At 70.2% G+C, this 19,045-nt stretch carries 18 protein-coding genes; 9 read left to right on the top strand and 9 right to left on the bottom strand.

Annotated features, from left to right (window positions below; genetic code table 11):
• Nucleotides 1-91: 91 nt before the first annotated feature.
• The 6 genes from AC07FT_RS01580 to AC07FT_RS01555 all read left to right on the top strand — a co-directional run bounded on the left by AC07FT_RS01580 (nt 92) and on the right by AC07FT_RS01555 (nt 6,293).
• On the top strand, nt 92-1,000 hold the full coding sequence (locus AC07FT_RS01580) for a bifunctional DNA primase/polymerase (RefSeq protein WP_479173075.1): 909 nt from the start codon (nt 92-94) through the stop codon (nt 998-1,000).
• Between the two features lie 343 nt (nt 1,001-1,343).
• Nucleotides 1,344-2,750, top strand: a complete 1,407-nt coding sequence (locus tag AC07FT_RS01575; protein WP_479173073.1) for a DNA primase family protein — start codon at nt 1,344-1,346, stop codon at nt 2,748-2,750.
• A gap of 89 nt (nt 2,751-2,839) precedes the next feature.
• The gene (locus AC07FT_RS01570) at nt 2,840-3,082 is read left to right on the top strand and encodes a helix-turn-helix domain-containing protein (protein ID WP_479173071.1); all 243 of its coding nucleotides are present in this window, start codon (nt 2,840-2,842) and stop codon (nt 3,080-3,082) included.
• Between the two features lie 88 nt (nt 3,083-3,170).
• The gene (locus AC07FT_RS01565; RefSeq protein ID WP_479173369.1) at nt 3,171-4,436 is read left to right on the top strand and encodes a tyrosine-type recombinase/integrase; all 1,266 of its coding nucleotides are present in this window, start codon (nt 3,171-3,173) and stop codon (nt 4,434-4,436) included.
• A 154-nt stretch (nt 4,437-4,590) separates the two neighbouring features.
• Complete coding sequence (locus AC07FT_RS01560) at nt 4,591-6,057, top strand: aldehyde dehydrogenase (protein ID WP_479173070.1); 1,467 nt, start codon at nt 4,591-4,593, stop codon at nt 6,055-6,057.
• Nucleotides 6,057-6,293, top strand: coding sequence for a ferredoxin (locus AC07FT_RS01555; protein ID WP_431773256.1), 237 nt, complete (start codon nt 6,057-6,059; stop codon nt 6,291-6,293). Before AC07FT_RS01560 ends, AC07FT_RS01555 begins: the two co-directional genes overlap by 1 nt.
• Before the next feature lie 88 nt (nt 6,294-6,381).
• Here the strand turns inward: AC07FT_RS01555 and AC07FT_RS01550 are convergent, their stop codons facing one another.
• Nucleotides 6,382-7,002 carry a response regulator transcription factor gene (locus tag AC07FT_RS01550; RefSeq protein ID WP_432010579.1) on the bottom strand — a complete coding sequence of 207 codons (621 nt, stop codon included), beginning with the start codon at nt 7,000-7,002 and terminating at the stop codon, nt 6,382-6,384.
• Nucleotides 7,003-7,271: 269 nt separating this feature from the next.
• A complete protein-coding gene (locus AC07FT_RS01545) occupies nt 7,272-7,889 on the bottom strand; it encodes a TetR family transcriptional regulator (RefSeq protein ID WP_254751679.1) in 618 nt (205 codons plus the stop codon).
• Between the two features lie 481 nt (nt 7,890-8,370).
• On the opposite strand from AC07FT_RS01545, the gene AC07FT_RS01540 reads away from it, so the two are divergent.
• The 3 genes from AC07FT_RS01540 (at nt 8,371) to AC07FT_RS01530 (ending at nt 11,658) form a co-directional block, all read left to right on the top strand.
• Complete coding sequence (locus AC07FT_RS01540) at nt 8,371-9,711, top strand: glycosyltransferase family 4 protein (protein WP_479173067.1); 1,341 nt, start codon at nt 8,371-8,373, stop codon at nt 9,709-9,711.
• Nucleotides 9,712-9,796: 85 nt separating this feature from the next.
• Entirely contained in the window at nt 9,797-10,546 is a 750-nt protein-coding gene (locus tag AC07FT_RS01535; RefSeq protein ID WP_479173065.1) for a class I SAM-dependent methyltransferase, read from the top strand.
• Nucleotides 10,546-11,658 carry a prenyltransferase/squalene oxidase repeat-containing protein gene (locus AC07FT_RS01530; protein ID WP_479173063.1) on the top strand — a complete coding sequence of 371 codons (1,113 nt, stop codon included), beginning with the start codon at nt 10,546-10,548 and terminating at the stop codon, nt 11,656-11,658. The genes AC07FT_RS01535 and AC07FT_RS01530 overlap by 1 nt, the downstream gene beginning before the upstream one ends.
• A gap of 93 nt (nt 11,659-11,751) precedes the next feature.
• On the opposite strand, the gene AC07FT_RS01525 is transcribed toward AC07FT_RS01530, so the two are convergent.
• From AC07FT_RS01525 to AC07FT_RS01495, 7 genes are all read right to left on the bottom strand, one after another.
• Nucleotides 11,752-12,045, bottom strand: a complete 294-nt coding sequence (locus AC07FT_RS01525) for a hypothetical protein (protein WP_254751687.1) — start codon at nt 12,043-12,045, stop codon at nt 11,752-11,754.
• Between the two features lie 146 nt (nt 12,046-12,191).
• Nucleotides 12,192-13,082 carry a DUF6282 family protein gene (locus AC07FT_RS01520; protein WP_479173061.1) on the bottom strand — a complete coding sequence of 297 codons (891 nt, stop codon included), beginning with the start codon at nt 13,080-13,082 and terminating at the stop codon, nt 12,192-12,194.
• Nucleotides 13,069-13,797 carry an RraA family protein gene (locus tag AC07FT_RS01515; RefSeq protein WP_479173059.1) on the bottom strand — a complete coding sequence of 243 codons (729 nt, stop codon included), beginning with the start codon at nt 13,795-13,797 and terminating at the stop codon, nt 13,069-13,071. Before AC07FT_RS01515 ends, AC07FT_RS01520 begins: the two co-directional genes overlap by 14 nt.
• Complete coding sequence (locus AC07FT_RS01510; protein ID WP_479173057.1) at nt 13,794-16,007, bottom strand: isocitrate/isopropylmalate family dehydrogenase; 2,214 nt, start codon at nt 16,005-16,007, stop codon at nt 13,794-13,796. The genes AC07FT_RS01515 and AC07FT_RS01510 overlap by 4 nt, the downstream gene beginning before the upstream one ends.
• Nucleotides 16,004-16,834, bottom strand: a complete 831-nt coding sequence (locus AC07FT_RS01505; RefSeq protein WP_479173055.1) for an alpha/beta fold hydrolase — start codon at nt 16,832-16,834, stop codon at nt 16,004-16,006. Before AC07FT_RS01505 ends, AC07FT_RS01510 begins: the two co-directional genes overlap by 4 nt.
• A complete protein-coding gene (locus AC07FT_RS01500) occupies nt 16,831-17,763 on the bottom strand; it encodes a beta/alpha barrel domain-containing protein (RefSeq protein ID WP_479173053.1) in 933 nt (310 codons plus the stop codon). The genes AC07FT_RS01505 and AC07FT_RS01500 overlap by 4 nt, the downstream gene beginning before the upstream one ends.
• A 286-nt stretch (nt 17,764-18,049) precedes the next feature.
• On the bottom strand, nt 18,050-18,988 hold the full coding sequence (locus AC07FT_RS01495) for a LysR family transcriptional regulator (RefSeq protein ID WP_479173051.1): 939 nt from the start codon (nt 18,986-18,988) through the stop codon (nt 18,050-18,052).
• Nucleotides 18,989-19,045 lie beyond the last annotated feature (57 nt).

The raw sequence follows: 19,045 nt of genomic DNA, 5'->3' as shown, positions 1-19,045 counted from the left end.
CAGCCACGAAAACGACGAGCGGCCCCCTCTCACGCCAATGAAGCGGGGCCGCCCTCGTCCAGGACCCATCACAGGACTGGAGACCTCCAGCATGACCCATGACGCACGATCCGCGCTGCTGCGCGCAGCGCTGGACGCCGCCGAACGCGGCTGGCACGTCTTCCCGCTCCGCCCCGGCACCAAGCGCCCGGCCCTGCACGGCGAGGCATCGTGCCCCCGGACAGGCACGTGCACGGCCGGTCACCGCAAGTGGGAGCAGCGCGCCACCACCGACCCCGACCGTATCCGCGCCGCATGGTCACGCGCGGCGTTCAATGTCGGCATCGCGACCGGCCCGTCCGGGCTGGTCGTGGTCGACCTCGACATGCCCAAGGACAAGAGCAGTTCGGACGCGCCTTGCGGCGCGACGACCTTTGCGGCGCTCTGCGAGCGCGCCGGGCACCCCGTCCCTACCACCTACCGGACGCGGACCGCGAGCGGCGGGGAACACCTGTACTTCACCGCGCCGGATGGCGTCAGGCTGACCAACACGGCAGGCAGCCTCGCTCCGTTGGTCGACACGCGGGCACGGGGCGGCTACGTCGTCGCGGCGGGCAGCGTCACCCCGGCGGGACCGTACGAGGTTCTGTGCGGCTCTGTGGCGGCCCCTCTGCCTTCCTGGCTCCAAACCATCCTCCACCCGACCCCCAAGCCCCCACAGACCCCCCTGAGGGGCGTAATTGGGCAATCTCGTCGATATGCGGATGTAGCTCTCGCCAACGAAGCGCGGAACGTGGCCCGTGCGGCGGACGGCACCCGCAACTCCACCCTGCTGCGCGCCGCCCGCGCTCTGGGACGGCTGATCGCATCCGGCGACCTCACCCGCGACCGGGTTGAGGATGCTCTTAGAGGGGCAGCGGCGGCCAACGCCACGCAGTCGCAGCGCTACTACGACGACGTGATCCGGCGCGGACTGGACTGGTCCATCGCCCACAACCCCACCCGAGGCAGGGCCGCATGACCAACCCCGCCTCCCCTAAGAGCACCACCAGCACCCCGACCGGCCCGCGCCCCGCCAAACCGGCCCCGGCCCCAGACGGCCGTAGGGCGCCGAGGAACGTCGCCCGTCAGGGCGTCCCTTCTGCCCTTCGTTCTGACCAGCAGCAGCGAGACGGCCGGTACCCGATCGCGTGGCTGCACATCACCGCACCGCGCGGCGCGGTCCCCACTTCCCACTCGTGGTGCGCGTGCGGCCACGACCGCAGCGCGATCGGCCGCCCCCGGGTGCTGGCTCTGATCGCCGACCACGAAGCCCACAAGGACACCTGCCCGCTCCGCGCTCCGCAGGAAGGGAGGACCGCCGCATGACAGCCGCCGAAGAACTGCCTGCCCCCACCAACCCGATGGCCGTCGCGCGCCGTCTCCTCCCCGACTGGCAGACCGAGGACGGGCACCTGCTGTGCCGACGCTGGCGCGGTTCCTGGATGCGGTGGACCGGTACCTGCTGGCGCGAGCTGGACGAGCAGCAGGTGAAGAAGTCCATGTACGAGCGACTGGAGCACGCCACCTACCAGGCAGGCACCGACAAGGACGGGCAGCCCGAAATCCGCGACTGGGCACCCACCAAACCGAAGATCGGCAACCTGCTGGACGCGCTGGGAGCCATCACCCTGCTGCCCACGGACATGGACGCCCCCACCTGGACCAACGAGCAGGGGACCGACAGGGACGACGGTCGCATCGTGGCGTGCGAGAACGGGTTGCTGCGTATCCGGGACCGCGCGCTGCTGCCGCACAGTCCCGACTTCTTCAACCTCGTCTCGGTCCCCTTCGCCTACGACCCGCACGCCAGCGCGCCCACCTGGGAACGCTTCCTGCGGCAGATCTGGCCCGACGACCCCGAGGCCGTCCGAGCAGTGCAGGAGTGGTTTGGCTACGTCCTGTCCGGCCGCACCGACCAACAGAAGATCCTGCTCATGGTCGGGCCGTCGCGTTCGGGCAAGGGCACCATCGCCCGGGTGCTGAAAGAGCTGGTCGGCAAGGACAACTTGGCCGGGCCCACCCTCGCCGGACTGGGCACGAACTTCGGTCTGTCCACCCTGATCGGCAAGCCACTTGGCGTCATCTCCGATGCCCGGCTGTCCGGCAACGACAACAGCCAGGTGGTGGAGCGACTCCTGACCATCTCGGGTGAAGACACCATCGACATCGACCGCAAGTACCGCGAACCGTGGACGGGCAAGCTGCCCACCCGGCTCATGGTCCTGTCCAACGAGCTGCCGCACTTCGGCGACTCCTCCGGGGTCATCGCCCGCCGCTTCATCCTGCTCAGCATGACGGTGTCGTGGCTGGGCAAGGAAGACCCCACCCTCATGGACAAACTCGCCGCGGAGATGCCCGGCATCCTCAACTGGGCCCTTGACGGACTTGCCCGACTGGAGTCCACAGGTCGCATCACAGAGCCGTCGTCCAGCCGCGAGGCAGTCACCACCATGCAGGACACCGCCTCGCCCACCAGCGCATTCGTCCGCGAGCGCTGCGCCACCGGACCGACGTGCAGCGTGCCCGTCGACACACTGTGGGTGGTCTGGCGCGAGTGGGCCGAGGACAACGGCGTGAAGGCCATCGGCACCAAGCAGATGCTCGGCCGCAACCTGCTGTCCGTCGTCCCCCAGCTTCACCGGACCCGCCCCCGCGACCCGTACGGCCGACAGGTGGCCACCTACAACGGGATCACCCTCAAGTCAGATCCACATCTTCCTGAGTCGTGACTCATCGCGACTCAGAAGCCCACCATCCCGCTCTGAGTCGCGATGAGTCACGACTCAGAGCAATGTGGGTCCAACATGCGGAGGACGCGATGAGTTCCACCACCACCGCCCAGACTGACCCCCGCGCCACGCTGCGGGTCGGACTCCCGGACCGCTACCTCACCCCCGACGACATCGCCGAGATGTTCGACGTCCCGAAAGAGACCGTCTACGCCTGGCGGAGGAAGCGCGTCGGCCCGCCCGGATTCCGCGTCGGCAAACACATCCGCTATCACCCCGCCGCTGTTCAGCGCTGGCAGGACGAACGCATGGCCGCCGAAGCCGCTGCCTGACACCAGAGCAAGACCTTCCACACCGCAGGGGCAGGGCCAGATGGCCCTGCCCCTGCGGTGTGCTGCCCAGAGAAGGGATCGCCGCCGCATGGCAGGCCACATCCAAGACCGCTGGTACAAGACCGAGCCCCGCCCCAACGGGAAGCCCGCCAAGGTCAAGACGGACCGCCACGGGAAGGGCATGCGCTACCGCGCCCGGTACATCGGACCGGACGGCACCGAGAAGTCCAAGTCATTCCGCGACGGACAGAAGCGGCTGGCTGACGATTGGCTTACACACATCGAGGCCGACATGTCGCGCGGCCAGTACATCGACCCGAAAGCCGGACGCACCACCTTCCAGCAGTACGCCGAACGCTGGGTCGCCGCGCAGACCACCGACGTCGTCACGCGGACGGGTACGGAGTCGCGGTTGCGGCTGCACGCCTACCCGTACCTCGGGTCCCGTCCGCTCGGATCGTTCCAGCCCGAGCACATCCGAGCCTGGTTGCGTGCACTGGAGGATGCGGGGCTGGCCGCGTCGTATCGAAGGGTGATCTTCGCCAACGCATCGGCGGTCTTCACGGCCGCCGTGGACGACCGGCTCATCGGGAAGCACCCTTGCCGGGCCGCATCGGTCAAGGCGCCGGCCGCGACCCCGAGCCGAGTTCGGCCGTGGACCGCTGAGCGGGTGTTCGCCGTGCAAGCCGCGCTCCCCGAGCACTACCGCGCGATGGTCGACGTCGGGGGCGGCTGCGGGCTGCGGCAGGGGGAGATCTTCGGGCTTCCCGTGGACGAGGTGGGTTTCCTCACCGGTTGGGTGCACGTGGGCTACCAGGTGAAGCTGGTCGGCGGTCATGCCGTCTTCGCACCACCTAAGCGGGGCAAGGTGCGAGACGTCCCCCTGCCCGAGCAGGTGGGGCACGCGCTCGCAGCGCACATGGAGCGTTTCCCGCCGGAGGAGGTCACCTTGCCGTGGCTCACCCCGGACGGACCGAAGGTGACGAAGAAGCTGCTGTTCACGACGAGGGAAGGCAAGGCGGTCGCGCGCCACTACTTCAACGTGTCCGCGTGGAAACCGGCGCTGGTGGCCGCTGGAGCGCTCCCCGTGCCCGAACCGGGCCAGCGGGTGCAGGAGTCCAGAGAGGACGGCATGCACGCGCTGAGGCACTTCTACGCGTCCGTGCTGCTGGACGCCGGGGAGAACATCAAGGCATTGAGTCGCTATCTGGGGCATGCGGACCCGGGCTTCACCCTCCGGGTCTACACGCACCTGATGCTGAGCAGTGAGAGCCGCACCCGGAAGGCGGTCGACGGCATGTACCGGGCGGCCGATGGAGGGCAGGACGGCCCAGAGGCGGCCCAAGCGGCTTAGGGACGGCGCCTACCAGCAGAAAGCCGCTGGTGGGCGCCCACTTGGGCCCATGGCTGGATTAGTTTAACGAGAACTGGTATCAGTTCTGATGCATCGTCAGATCGAGTGGGCATCGTCAGACCGGGTCGGATCGGTTCCGCGGGAGGCAGCAGCGATGGGCGACCTCATCGAGCACGGACAGCTCTTCATCGGCGGGACGCCGGTCGACCCGGCGGGCACCGAGACCATCGAGGTGGTCTCGCCGCATACCGAACGGGTCATCGGGCGGGTGCCGCACGCGTCGCGGGCGGATGTGGACCGGGCGGTGGCCGCGGCGCGCACCGCCTTCGACGAGGGGCCGTGGCCCCGGATGAGCCTCGACGAGCGGATCGCGGTGGTCACCCGGATCAAGGACGCCATCGCGGTGCGCCACGAGGAACTGGCCCGGATCATCAGCTCCCAGAACGGCTCCCCCTACTCCTGGAGCGTGCTGGCCCAGGCGCTCGGCGCGATGATGGTGTGGGACTCCGCGATCACCGTGGCGCGCGGCGCCGTGCAGGAGGAGCGGCGGGACGGCTGTCTGGGACCGCTGCTGGTGCGGCGCGAACCGGTCGGGGTGGTGGCGGCCGTGGTGCCGTGGAACGTCCCGCAGTTCGTGGCGGCGGCGAAACTGGCCCCGGCGCTGCTCGCCGGGTGCGCGGTCGTCCTCAAGCCCTCGCCGGAGACCCCGCTGGACTCCTACGTCCTGGCGGAGATCCTCACCGAGGCGGGGGTGCCCGAGGGAGTGGTCTCGATCCTCCCCGCGGACCGCGAGGTCAGTGAGTACCTGGTCGGGCATCCGGGCGTGGACAAGGTGTCGTTCACCGGATCGGTGGCGGCGGGCAAGCGGGTGATGGAGGTGGCCTCGCGCCATCTGACCCGGGTGACCCTGGAGCTGGGCGGCAAGTCGGCGGCGGTGATCCTGCCGGACGCCGATCTTGCGGAGGCGGTCGCCGGGATCGTCCCCAACGCCTGGATGAACAACGGCCAGGCGTGTGTGGCCCAGACCCGCATCCTCGCCCCGCGCGCCCACTACGACGAGATCGCCGAACGCCTCACCGCGGCCGCCTCCGCCCTGGCCGTCGGTGATCCACTGGACCCCGCCACCCAGATCGGCCCGCTGGTCACCCGGCGGCAGCGGCAGCGCTCGCTGGACTACATCGCGCTCGGACAGCGCGAGGGCGCCAAGGTGCTGACCGGCGGCGGCCGTCCGGCCGGGCAGGAGACCGGCTGGTACGTGGAGCCGACCCTCTTCGGCGACGTCACCAATTCCATGCGGATCGCCCGCGAGGAGATCTTCGGCCCGGTGATCTGTCTGCTGCCGTACGGGGACGAGGAGGAGGCGGCCCGGATCGCCGATGACTCGGACTACGGGCTGTCGGGCAGTGTGTGGACGGCCGACCCCGGCCGCGGGGTGGCGTTCGCCCGGCGGATCCGCACCGGCACCTACTCCGTCAACACCTTCAGCCTGGACATGCTGGGCCCGTTCGGCGGCTACAAGAACTCCGGTCTGGGGCGGGAGTTCGGGCCGGAGGGCTATGCCGCCTATCTGGAGCACAAGATGATCCACCTGCCGCAGGGCTGGGACGGGGAGCCGGTCTGATGGGCGACCGCTGGCGGATCGAGGTGGACCGCGGGGTCTGCATCGGCTCCGGACTGTGTGCGAGCACCGCGCCCGACGGCTTCCGGCTGGACACGGCACGGCAGTCGCATCCGGTGGCGGCGGAGGCCGACGCGTCCGAGGCGGTGCTCGCGGCGGCCGAGGGCTGTCCCGTCGAGGCCATCGCCATCCGGCTGCTGCGCGACGGCGGTGAACAGGTCTTCCCTCCGGACGAGTAGCGCGGACGAGCAGCCCGGACGAGTGGCCGCGCGGGGAGTGCGCGGGCCGGACCCACCGGGATCCGGCCCGTTGCCGTGGCCGGGATCCTCAGACCCAGCCCTCGGCGTGCGAGATACGGATGGCGTCCACGCGGTTGCGCGCCCCGGTCTTCCGCGTGATGGCGGCCAGGTAGTTGCGGATCGTCCCGTTGGACAGATGGAGGGTCCGGGCGATCTCGGCGATCGAGGCGCCGTCGGCGGCGAGCGAGAGGACCCCCAGTTCGCGCTGGGTCAGCGGGATCTCGGCCGCCTGGAGGAAGCCGTAGCCGAGCGAGTCGTCGACGAACCGCTCCTTGTTGGCCACGTGGCGGATGCCGTCCAGCAGCCGCTGCGGCGGGGCGTTCTTGTTGATGTAGCCGAGGGCCTGGGCCTCATGGGCGCGCCGCAGCGGCCCCGGGCGCCCCGCGCTGGCCAGGACCAGCAGTTCGCATGCGCCGTGCTCACCGGAGGCCGCGCCGAGGATCTTCGGCACCTCGCCCTTGCGCGAGGCCGCTCCGGAACCGGCGCAGTCGGTGTCCACCACACAGACATGAGGCTGTAAGGACCGCGCTCTGCAACGCGCGTCACGCCAGCCCGACGCGGCGACGTCGATGTCTGGTTCGGCCCGTATCAATGCCGCCAGCGCGGATCGAAGCAGGCAGGACTCATGCACCAGAAGTACCCGGATCACGGACTTCTCCACCCCCAGTGAAGTGTGCTCTCGTCGCGCGCCGTTGTCGCTCTGTCGCGCGCCGTTCATGAATACCGGGATTGCCTGGGTCGTGAACGCAGGTTTTGCGCCAACGGGGAGCGTGCGGGCGCACAAACAACCGCCCTGGAGCTCGCCAGGGCGCGAAAGACTGGGCGTGCGCCCCTGGCGCGCGGTGGCGAAAGCGGAGCGAGGGTGTGCGGAAGTGCTCTGACGTGCTATGCGAGGCAGATGGGGGGAGTGGGGATGGATCAGCGGGACGACGGAGTGGGGGCCGTGAGGTCGATCAGACGGCACACCGTTTCGATGTCGATCTTCACCTGGGCGATCGAGGCCCGTCCGGACAGCCAGGTGATCAGCGCCGAGTGCCAGGTGTGCTCGATGACGCGGACCGCGGAGAGCTGCTCGGGTGTCGGCGGCCCCTCAAGTCCCATCGCGTCCAGGATGATTGCGGTGGTCAGCCGGGAGACCGTGTCCACTTCCGGGCTCACCGAACGGTCGGCGAAGGTGAGCGCCCGCACCATGGCGTCCGCCAGATGGGGTTCGCGCTGGAGCGCCCGGAAGGCGCGCATCAGCGTCTGGGCGACCCGGGCCGCCGCGTCCTGATCGGTCGGGGGGCGCTTGCGCAGTGCCTCGTGCATGTGCTGGAGCTGATCCTGCATGGTCGCGACCAGCAGATGGACCTTGGAGGGGAAGTAGCGGTAGAGGGTGCCGAGCGCGACGCTGGAGTTTTCGGCCACCTCGCGCATCTGGACCGCATCGAAGCCGCCGCGGCTGGCCAGCCGGGCACTGGCGTGCAGGATGCGGCGGCGGCGCGCCTCCTGCCGCTCGGTCAGCTGCAGAGGGGCCGGCTTGACTTCTGCGGTCATATGTCCCACTTCGGTGTGTTGCGTCTGCGGGTCGGGGCCACCGGACCCGAGCATGATGGCAGGCCCGGCCCGGGACTGCGAGCCACCGGAACCCTCACTGGAACTCGTTCTAGGCTAGCGCGGTGAGCGGTTGTCGTACCGGTGTCCGTGCAGTTGGGGCAGGTTGCTGCCGCCCGGGTGGTGTCCGTCGCGCGCGGGCCGTCCGGGTGTGCCGCGCCGTGCTCGGCCGGGCCGGGGCGCCTCCCGTGGACCCCTCCCAGGGGCGGGGTATTTGCCCTGCTCGCGGTGGTATCGACCGGACCGCTGGACTGACGGCCCGTACCCTCGGTTACCGAGTGGTAGGAATCACCTGTTCCGGCTCTGGTGGAGTCGCGGGAGCCAGGTATCTTCGAGACTTCTCGGGCGATCCGATAGTGAAACTTGTTCTAGATAATCGGAAGCGGCTACGCTCCCGCTGAACTGCACCTAGGAGGGGGCGCGAGTGACCGCAGAGGCCGCGCAGGAGATCGGGCCCGACCCGCTTCGAGCGGATCCCCGCACCGCCACCGACCGGCCGCTGCGCATCGCGCTGCTCAGCTACAAGGGCAACCCCTTCTGCGGTGGCCAGGGCGTCTACGTCCGCCATCTCTCCCGGGAACTGGCCCGGCTCGGCCACACCGTCGAGGTCATCGGCGCCCAGCCCTACCCCGTGGTGGACACCCAGGAGGGTGTGACCCTCACCGAGCTGCCGAGCCTGGACCTCTACCGCCAGCCCGATCCGTTCCGCACCCCGGCGCTCGCCGAGTACCGCGACTGGATCGACGCCCTGGAGGTCTCCACCATGTGGACCGGCGGCTTCCCCGAGCCGCTGACCTTCAGCCTGCGCGCCCGCCGCCATCTGGCCGCCCGCCGCGGCCACTTCGACGTCGTCCACGACAACCAGACCCTCGGCTACGGACTGCTGGGTCTGGAGCGGATCGGCGTCCCCCTGGTGACCACCATCCACCACCCCATCACCGTGGACCGTCAGCTGGAACTGGACGCCGCCGAGGGCTGGAAGCGCCGCGTCTCGGTGCGCCGCTGGTACGGCTTCACCCGGATGCAGAAGCGGGTGGCCCGGCGGCTGCCGTCGGTGCTCACCGTCTCCGGCACCTCCCGCCGCGAGATCGTCGAGCACCTCGGGGTGAGCCCGGGCCGGGTCCATGTGGTGCACATCGGCGCCGACACCGAGCTGTTCTCGCCCGACCCGGCGGTCCCGGTGGTCCCCGGGCGCATCGTCACCACCTCCAGCGCGGACGTTCCGCTCAAGGGGCTGGTCCACCTGGTCGAGGCCCTCGCCAAGGTCCGCACCGAGCAGCCCGAAGCACATCTGGTCGTCGTCGGCAAACGCCCCGAGCGGGGACCGGTGGCCGCCGCCATGGCCCGCTACGGACTCGAGGGCGCCGTGGAGTTCGTCAAGGGCATCAGCGACGCCGAACTGGTGGACCTGGTGCGCGGTGCCCAGGTCGCCTGTGTGCCCTCGCTCTACGAGGGGTTCTCGCTGCCCGCGGCCGAGGCCATGGCCACCGGCACCCCGCTGGTCGCCACCACCGGCGGCGCGATCCCCGAGGTCGCGGGAGCCGACGGGGAGACCTGTCTGGCCGTACCGCCGGGTGACGCGGGAGCGCTCGCCGCCTCCCTGGTGCGGCTGCTGGCCGACGCCGACCTCAGGCTCCGGCTCGGCGCGGCCGGACGTGAGCGGGTGCTGCGCCGGTTCACCTGGGAACAGGCCGCCCGCGGCACCGCCGAGCACTACCGCGCGGCCATCGGCGCGCGCACCTCCGCCGCCCGCGCCCGGCGCTGACCCCCGCGACTCACCAGCCGACGCCGACCACCCCAAGCCGTGACCCCCGTAAGCCCGTGAACCCGCCGGACGAAAGCAGACCCCCGTGCTGACCGTCGATTTCTCCCGCTTCCCGCTCGCCCCAGGCGACCGAGTCCTCGACCTGGGCTGTGGCGCAGGACGGCACGCCTTCGAGTGTTACCGGCGCGGTGCGAGGGTTGTCGCGCTGGACCGCAACGCCGATGAGATACGCGAGGTCGCCAAGTGGTTCGCCGCCATGAAGGAGGCCGGAGAGGCCCCGGCCGGCGCCACCGCGACCGCCATGGAGGGTGACGCGCTCGCCCTGCCGTTCCCCGACGACAGCTTCGACGTCGTCATCATCTCCGAGGTCATGGAGCACATCCCGGACGACAAGGGGGTCCTCGCCGAGATGGTGCGGGTGCTGCGCCCCGGCGGCCGGATCGCCGTGACCGTCCCGCGCTACGGCCCCGAGAAGGTGTGCTGGGCGCTGTCGGACGCGTACCACGAGGTCGAGGGCGGCCATATCCGTATCTACCGCGCCGACCAGCTCCTGGAGCGGATGCGCGAGGCCGGGCTGCGGCCGTACGGCACCCACCACGCCCACGCGCTGCACAGCCCCTACTGGTGGCTCAAGTGCGCCTTCGGCGTGGACAACGACAAGGCGCTGCCGGTGCGGGCGTACCACAAGCTGCTGGTGTGGGACATCATGAAGAAGCCGCTGGCCACCCGGGCCGCCGAACGCGCGCTGAACCCGCTCATCGGCAAGAGCTTCGTGGCGTACGCGACCAAGCCGCACACCCCCGGCGACGCCGGCACCCCCGTCGAGGGGGCGTGATGGCCCACGGTTCCCGATCCGGCGGCCCGCGTCCCGGCCCCCGGACCGAACGGCTCGCGCTGCCCGGTGTGCTGACCGCCGAGGAGACGCTGCACACCGTCCGCGCCATCGCCGACGTACAGCGCGCCGACGGCGCCATACCGTGGTTCCGCGGCCACCACCTCGACCCGTGGGACCACATCGAGGCCGCGATGGCCCTGGACGTGGCGGGTGAGCACGGCCGCGCCGAGGCCGCCTACCGGTGGCTCGCCGACCACCAGAACACGGACGGCTCCTGGTACGCCGCCTACCCCGACACCCCCGACGGCGTGGCCGCCACCGAGCCCACCGACCGCGGCCGGGAGAGCAACTTCTGCGCCTACGTGGCCGTCGGCGTCTGGCACCACTACCTGGCCACCGGCGACGATGTGTTCCTCGACCGGATGTGGCCCACCGTCTTCCGCGCCGTCGAGTTCGTGCTCGGCCTCCAGCAGAGCGGCGGCCAGATCGGCTGGCGCCGGAACGAGGACGGCAGCGCGGACACCGACGCCCTGCTGACCGGCTCCTCCTCCGTCTACCAGGCACTGCGCTGCGCCCTGGCCTTCGCAGAACACCGCGAGGAATCCCAGCCGGACTGGGAACTCTCGGCCGGGATGCTGGGCCACGCCATACGCCACCACCCCGAACGGTTCCTGGACAAGAACCGCTACTCGATGGACTGGTACTACCCGGTCCTCGGCGGCGCCCTCACCGGCGCGGCGGCCAAGGAGCGCATCGAGGGCGACTGGGACCGCTTCGTGGTGCCCGGGCTCGGTGTGCGCTGTGTGCACCCCAACCCCTGGATCACCGGCGGCGAGAGCTGTGAACTCGCGCTCGCCCTGTGGGCGATGGGCGAGTCCGACCGTGCGGTGGACATCCTGCGGTGGATCCAGCCCCGGCTGCGCGCCGAGGACGGGATGTACTGGACCGGCTACGTCTTCGAGGACGACGCCGTCTGGCCCGAGGAGCGCACCACCTGGACCGCCGGGTCCCTGGTGCTGGCCGTGGCGGCGCTGGGCGGGGACGAGGCGACGACGGCCGTGTTCGGCGGGGAGTCACTGCCCAGGGGGCTGGACTCCGACTGCTGCCGCTAGGTCATGCCGTAGCCGGCGGCGCGGGCGCCGGGGCTCGTCAGGGGAGCCCCGGCCGCGTCGCGTCGGTCGCCCGCGGGGGGACGGCCGCGGCGGTCAGCCGCGGCGCATACGTGCGGCCAGGGTGTGCCCGATGAACAGGTAGACCAGGGCCGGGAGACCGTAGTTGAGGACGGTCCGCAGCCAGTCGGTGTCCATGGTGAACAGGTCGTGCGACCAGCCTGCCAGCCACTGGGCGGCATCATGGACGACGTCGACGAGATCGTTGGCTCGGTTGGCGTCGAGGAGGGCGAACAGGATCCACAGGCCGAGTATCACCGCGGTGATGTCCGCGACGACCGCCAGGACGGTCGCGGCCTGATTGCTTCTGGAGCGGTAGCTTCGCGACATGCGGAGTCGGATTGCCGCTCCGGCCGGAGTCAAACCCCACCCGCGCCCGGCCGTCCCTGATACGGCACGGATCAGGGACGGCGGCGGGTCCGGGAGGGGCCGAGGAGGTCCCGTCACACGTCACGCCGGCAGGACCGAAGGCGCGGTCACAGGCTCAGCATCTCCAGGGGTGCGGTGTGAGTGACCTCGGCGATCCGCTCGGCGCTCAGTCCGAGGCGGTGGAAGGCGCTTCGATTCCATGCCAGCCATGCCTCGATATCCATCTGTGACGGCTGGCCGAGGTCGGAGCTGTAGACAACCCTGGGCAGGCCGGTCAGCACATCGGCGAAGTCCGTCCAGTCCTGGTATTCAAGGAGATGGGTGAGGGCGGTCTGTTCGGTCCATACCTGCTCGGCATCGGTCAGCTCGATAAGGTCCTTGCAGGTCAGACCGGTCATGGGATTGGCCGGCTGGTTGAGCATCAGCCTCGGCAGGTCCAGCCGTACGGCCTCGTCCACCAGCAGCCGCACCTCGTGGCCGTTCGCGTGGCCGGTGGAGATCACCACCGGCAGATCCCGTGCGACGCGCAGCAGTTCGCGCACATCGGTGCGCAGCACGCGGCGGTCATCGGTGACCGTGAGCGGCCGGAGCCCGTCGATGAGGAGCGGATGGGCGGGGGTGCGGGTGAGCCGGCTGCGGTGGGGGCGGCCGGTGACGGTGGGCAGGTGGACGATCAGCCGCAGTCCGCTGTCCTCGCCGTGCTGGATGACGGCCTGTTCCACCGCCCGGGGGTCGAAGCCGCCGGCCAGGTCGTTGAGAACGATCGAGCCGGAGACCGGCAGTCCCTGCTGACGGGCCTCCCACGCCTGAGCGGCGGTCGAGCCGAGGTGGTTCTTCAGGACGACCCAGCCACCGTGCTCGGCGTAGACCGCACCGGCGGTGGCGGCGGTGTGCCGGCGGATGTAGGCGTCCGGGCCGACGTGATAGTGGACGTCGATGAAGCGGGCGTCCTGCGGTGGCGGTGTCGTGGACCGCACGGTGAGTTCAGTCGCTGCCATGGTCGTCGCCGCCCTTCTCGTCCTCCCAGGGGCGCGCGTAGCCGAAGCGGGCGCGGGCCTCGTCCAGTCGGCTGTCGCCCAGCGCGGCTTCCCGGATACGGCCCTCGGTACGCTCCACGGCCTCCGCACGCCGGACGACCTCCTCGACGAGGTCGGCGGGGATGCGCAGCGCGCCGTTGTCGTCGGCGAAGATCCAGTCGCCGGGGGCGACGGGCGTACCGGAGATGTCGACCTCGACGCCGGTACGGTCCATCGCCACCCGGTTCTTGCCGCTGACCATCGTCACATCGGTGCTGAACAGCGGATATCCGGCGGTGCGGCTCTCCTTCACATCCCGCACCGAGCCGTGCACGACCGTGCCGGCGATATGGCGGTGCAGGGCGACCGCGCTGAGCAGGGAACCCCAATTGGTGCAGGTCCGGCTGCCGCCGTTGTCCACGACGACGACCGATCCGGCGGGTACGTCGTCGATGTAGTCGGCGGCGTTGTGAAAGGTGGTGGTGTCGTCGATGGCACGGTAGCGAACGGTGAAGGCAGGTCCGCAGGCGACGGAGCCGGGGGTGCGGGACCGGATGCCGGGCAGCACGCAGGGCGGCGTGCGCAGGCTGTCCATGGCGTCGGAGAGGGCGGCGGTGTCCAGGCGGGACAGCCGTTCGTGCAGCGATTCGGCGGATGTGTCGCCGTCGGCCGCGGGGGTGCCGGTCGTGGTGGTCATGCGGATTCCTCCGTGGAGTGGCGCCCCGTGAGGTGCCGGGCGATGGACCAGGCGGCGAACTGGGCGAAGTAGGTGGTGACTTCCGCCCCCCGGTTGGGGACGGTCAGCGTGCCGGTGTGTTCACCCGCCCCGTCCCGCACGGTGCAGGTGAGGGCGACGGTGCCGGTGTAGCTGGTGCGGTCCCCGCCTTCCCAGGTCCCCGAGAGGGTGACGCTCAGCGGGCGCTCGGTCCCGACGGCGACGCGTTCACGGGCCAGCTCGGCGGCGAAGACCCCCTCGGTGAGCCGGTCGTCGACGTCCAGGACGAGGCCGCGCTCGTCCAGCACCATCGCCAACTCCTGTACAGCGGTGCGGTCCTGCTCCGTGACGATGTGGTCGGCCAGCGCCGTGTCCAGCCGCTTGGTGAGTTCGCCGGCGGTGTGGGGCGGGCAGCCGAGCCGGATGTCGACGTAGGGGTAGTGCCAGCGGTACGCGGGCTTGACCGCTGCGCCGCTCTCTCGCACCAGCTCGTCGACCAGGGCCGCGGCGTCCGCCTCGATGATGCCGAGCGTACGGCGGAAGACGGTGGTGACCTCAGGGGGCCCGGGGATATGGGCCAGCCCGTCGCGCAGCACGTTCTCCAGCATCGGCAGGCATTCGCGGGGCGGGCCGGGAAGCATGATCACGGTGCTGCCCTGGGCCTCGGCGCGGCAGCCCCACGCAGTGCCATGGGCGTTCGGCAGCAGGTCGGCACCCTCGGCGAAGAGCGCCTGGCGGCGGTTGTCGTCGTGGATGGCGACGCCGAAGCGGGTCAGCCGCTCCACCACGCCCTGCCAGGCTTCCTCCCGGTGCTCCAGCGGCCGGCCGAGCGCGCGGGCCACGGCGCTGCGGGTGACGTCGTCGGAGGTGGGACCGAGTCCGCCCATCACGAGGATGACGTCGTCGCGGCCGATGGAAGGGCGGATGGCGTCGGCGATGGTGGATTCGTCGTCACCGACGGTGTGGCGCACACGGACCGGGATGCCGCGTTCGCCCAGCATCCGCGAGGCGTTGGCGGCGTTCGAGTCCTCCAGATCGCCGCGGAGCAGCTCGTCGCCGATGGTGACAACGGCGGCGGAGGAGGTGTGCGGCACCTCGCGACAGGCGTCGATCACGGCTGTGGCCGCCTCGGTGGTGGTGGCGGAGCCGCCCAGGTCGTAGGTGACCCGCTCACGGCGGCGCGTCACATGCCGTACGGCGTCCTGGATGCCGCCTGCCTCGTCCTTGAAGCCGAGGTGCTCCAGCATCAGTCCAATGGTGAGGAACGCGGCGACGGGGTTGGCCCGCTGCCGGCCGGCCATCGCGGGGGCGCTGCCGTGCACCGGCTCGAAGTAGTTGCCGTTCTCACCGATGTTGGCACTGGGTGCCAGGCCCAGTCCGCCCATCACACCACCACCGAGGTCGGAGAGGATGTCGCCGAACATGTTCTCGGCGACGATCACGCCGAAGCGCTCCGGGCGGCGGGCCATCCACAGTGCGACCGCGTCCACGTTGAGGACTTCGTAGGCGATCTCCGGGTATGCAGCGGCGATCGTCTCCAGGCGCTCCAGGACGTAGGCGCTGCTGGACCGCAGTACGTTGGGCTTGTCCGCGAGGGTGACCCGCTCGTAGCCGTGGCCGCGGGCGGTCTCGAAAGCGAAGCGCAGGATGCGGTCCAGGCCCTGCGAGGTCTGCAGGCGGATGCTGGCGGTCGTGCCGTTCCGTCCGCTGCGGCGGACGTTGGGGTGCTCGGCGACGAGCGGCCACATCCCGTCCGGTACGTGGTTCCAGTCCAGGCCCGCGTACAGGCCCTCGGTGTTCTCCCGGACCACGCAGAAGCGGTAGGGGGTGCCGCCGCCGAGGTAGTTCTCCACCGGCCGCAGATTGGCGAACAGGTCGAGGCGCTGGCGGAGTTGGATGATCGGCGAGATGTACTGCGGGGTGCGCTCGCGCGGTTCGGGGGCCAGCTCCGCCAGCGCCTCCCGGCGCGGCTTGCTGGTGGTGGCGCCGAGCAGGACGGCATCGCTCCGGCCGATCAGGTCCCAGGTACGGTCGGGGACGGGGTTGCCCTCGGCGCGCCAGCACTCCCAGCCGATGTCACCGAACTCCAGGTCGATGGGCAGGCCGAGAGCCTCGATCACCGGAAGGGCGGCGTCCAGGACCTCCGGCCCGATTCCGTCACCGGGCAGGACTGCGATGGTCTTGCGTTTCATGACTCTTCAGCTCCCACGAAGCGGGCGATGGCCTCTTTGGTGAGGGCCGGTTGGTCGGCGTGCGGGCGCATTCCGGCCCGCGGGATGCCGACGCACTGGTGCTGCGGGCGGGGGCCGGTGGCCAGGTGCTGGCGCTGGACGAGCAGCGACTGCTCGCCGTACACGTGCAGCAGGGGCCCGGGGAAGTCCCGTACGGGCTCCCGGACGTCGATGTCGTGCAGCAGCCGCAGTCCGGCGGACAGCCGTCGGCCCGCCCGTTCCTCTTCCGGAGAAGACGCTGGTGCGGCAGTCGTGCTGTGAGGATGCGGCGATGCGGTGCGGGGCTCCCGGCCGGGACCGCGTACGACCTCTTCGAGGAGGTGCAGCGCCGCGGCCAGGCCCTGGGTGCCCACGGCGGCGGCGATCCGCTCCAGCTTGGTGTTCAACGCGTCATCGGCGAAGGTGGGGCCGGAGAGCAGCAGCACTCTGGCGCGGTGGGTCCAGTCGTGGGTGAGCAGGGCCTGGACGACGGCGCCGCCCAGGGCGTTGCCCGCCAGTACGTCGGGGCCGTCGGCGCCGGATACGAGGTGGTCCGCCCAGCGGTCCACGAGCGCCTTCAGATCGTCACCCTCGCGCAGCAGGGACAAGGTGTCGTAGACCGTGACCCGGTGCCCTGAGGTGAGCAGTGGTCCGGCGACGTGCCGGAAGAACGTGCCGTGGTCCCAGCGGGGCATGACCGGGGCGAGGACGACCGCATGCCGCGGTGCGCCGGACTCGCCGAGAACGGCGAGGGCTGGAGCCGGCGCGGTGTCGCGCGCCGGCCCCGGATTCAGAGGACGCGAGGTCACCGCGCGCCCACCGCGGTCAGTTCGCGGGCCGCCGAGAAGGCGTCGCCGATCCGGTCCACGGGGAGCTTGGCGCGTTCCTCGACGGACAGGTCGAAGTGGCCCAGGACCAGGTCGGGCAGCGGCAGGGAGGGAGAGGCTTCCTCGAACTCCGCCTCCATGCGGTGGGCGAGGTCGAGGATCCGGCCGAGGTCGTACGTGCCGTCGGCGGCGAGCCGGCCGAGGTAGGCCAGCCACTGCTCGGCGACCAGGTTGCCCGGGCCCTTGCCCATGCCCAGGACGGAGGAGTCGATCCAGGTGGCGCCCGCTTCCACGGCGGCGATCGCATTGGCCAGGGCCAGCCCAAGGTTGTTGTGGGCGTGCAGGCCGATGGCCGCGTCGGTCACCGAGCGGACCAGGGTGACGAGTTGGGACACCTGGCTCGGCAGCATGCTGCCGTTGGAGTCGGCCAGATAGACCACATCGGCGCCGGCGTCGCCGGACATCGCGGCGAGTTCGACCAGTCTTCGCCGGTCTAACTGGCTGACGCGGGTGATGTTGACGGTGGTGGTGAAGCCCAGGTCCGCGGCCTTGGACAGCAGGGCGAGCCCGGGCTCAGGCGTACCGGAGGGCAGGCAGAACCGTACGAGGCGGATGCCGGCCTGGTACATGCGCGGAAGGTCGTCGTCCGAAATGTTCTTCGGGTGCACTATCATGCAGAGACGATCAGGGGAGACGACCTCGGCGACCGCGCGGATGTAGTCGTCAGCGCCCACGCCGGTCCGGCCGATGCCGGGCTTGGGCTTGAACGAGCCGTTGCGGTATCCGATCTCGACCCAGTCCATGCCGGCAGAGATGCTCTCCTGGGCGTGGTGCAGCGCGTACGGGAGAGGGAATTCGAAGTTGTTGCGATAGCCCCCGTCGCGCAGAGTCACATCAAGGTTAACGATCATTAACTCTCCAGGTATGACGCCTACATGCAGTGGGCGGAGTGATAGTCGGTGCGCACAGCCGTCGCAATGCGACGAGTCCGATGAAAATTAACGCACGGTTATTCCTGGTGGGATTATTAGAAATTCCCACATCGCCCCGTTGGGGAGCCTCACGGTTCGGCTTTCCGCGTCCTTCCAACCGAAGGCGCCTTGGCGTGCCGAACCGGAACTCTTGGACACAAGCTAGCAGGCATTCGCCAAAGGATTTCAATGCCAGAGTAAAGAACGTCCCAAGCGCGGACGGGATTCAGTGCCGCCGATCTATTTTGGAGGACGGGATACGCCACCCCTCCTTCGCAACCTTCTGGCGAACCTGCGCACTCGTCGCCGTAAGCAATTCAAGGCGCTCGGGGTCCGCGTTTTCTCGCAGAGCAAGAAACATGCGGATGGTGATGGGCTCCCCGTGGAGCGGAAGCAGTGCGATCCGGCGGGAGGAGATCGTGCCGGCCGCCGTCGGATACACCGGAGTCCAGCCGCCCGACCCCGCACCGATCTCGGCGAGGGTGTCCTGGAGCCGGGTGGAGGGCGGGCCGAGGGCGGGTTCGAACCCCGCCTTCCGGCAGGCGGAGAGGACCGTGTCGAAGAGCACGGGGTTCTCGTTGCGGGAGGCCACGCGCAGTGGCAGTGCGGCAAGGTCGGCCAAGTCCAGGCTGCCGCGTTCGGCCAGCGGGTGCGAAGTCGGCAGCGCGACCACCAGCGGGTCGTACCAGAGGGTCAGAAGCCGCAGGCCAGGGGCGGTGTCGATGCCGCGAACGAAGGCAGCGTCCAGTCGCCCGGCGCGGACTTCCTCAAGGCGGGCGTGGGCGTCGAGGGTCTGGAACTCGAACCGTGTGCCGGCGCCGCGGTCGGTCAGCGCGTCCAGGAAGTCGTCCAGCCGCTGCCCCAGGGCGGAGCTGATGCCGACGCGGAAGGTGGCTTCACTCTCCGCAGCCAGATACTGGGCCTTGGCGGCGAAGGATTCCCGCGCCGTGAGCAGTTCGCGGGCCTCGGGCAGCAGGGCCTCGCCGGCCGGCGTGAGGGTGACGTTGCGACCGGAACGGTCGAAGAGCTGGATGCGCAGTTCCCGCTCCAGTCGGCGCACCTGCTGGCTGACCGCGGGCTGGCCTATATGTAGCCGCTCAGCCGCTCTGCCAAAATGCAGCTCCTCGGCGACCGTGACAAAGTATTGGATCTGGCGCAGTTCCACAGGACCCCCCCTATGCCGAGAGCGACCCTGTTCATCGGACATGGTCTTCCGACGTCC

Source organism: Streptomyces sp. NPDC045899, from assembly GCF_056431485.1.
Note: the sequence above shows the minus strand (reverse complement) of the source record. Positions and strands in the feature narration are given on the sequence as shown.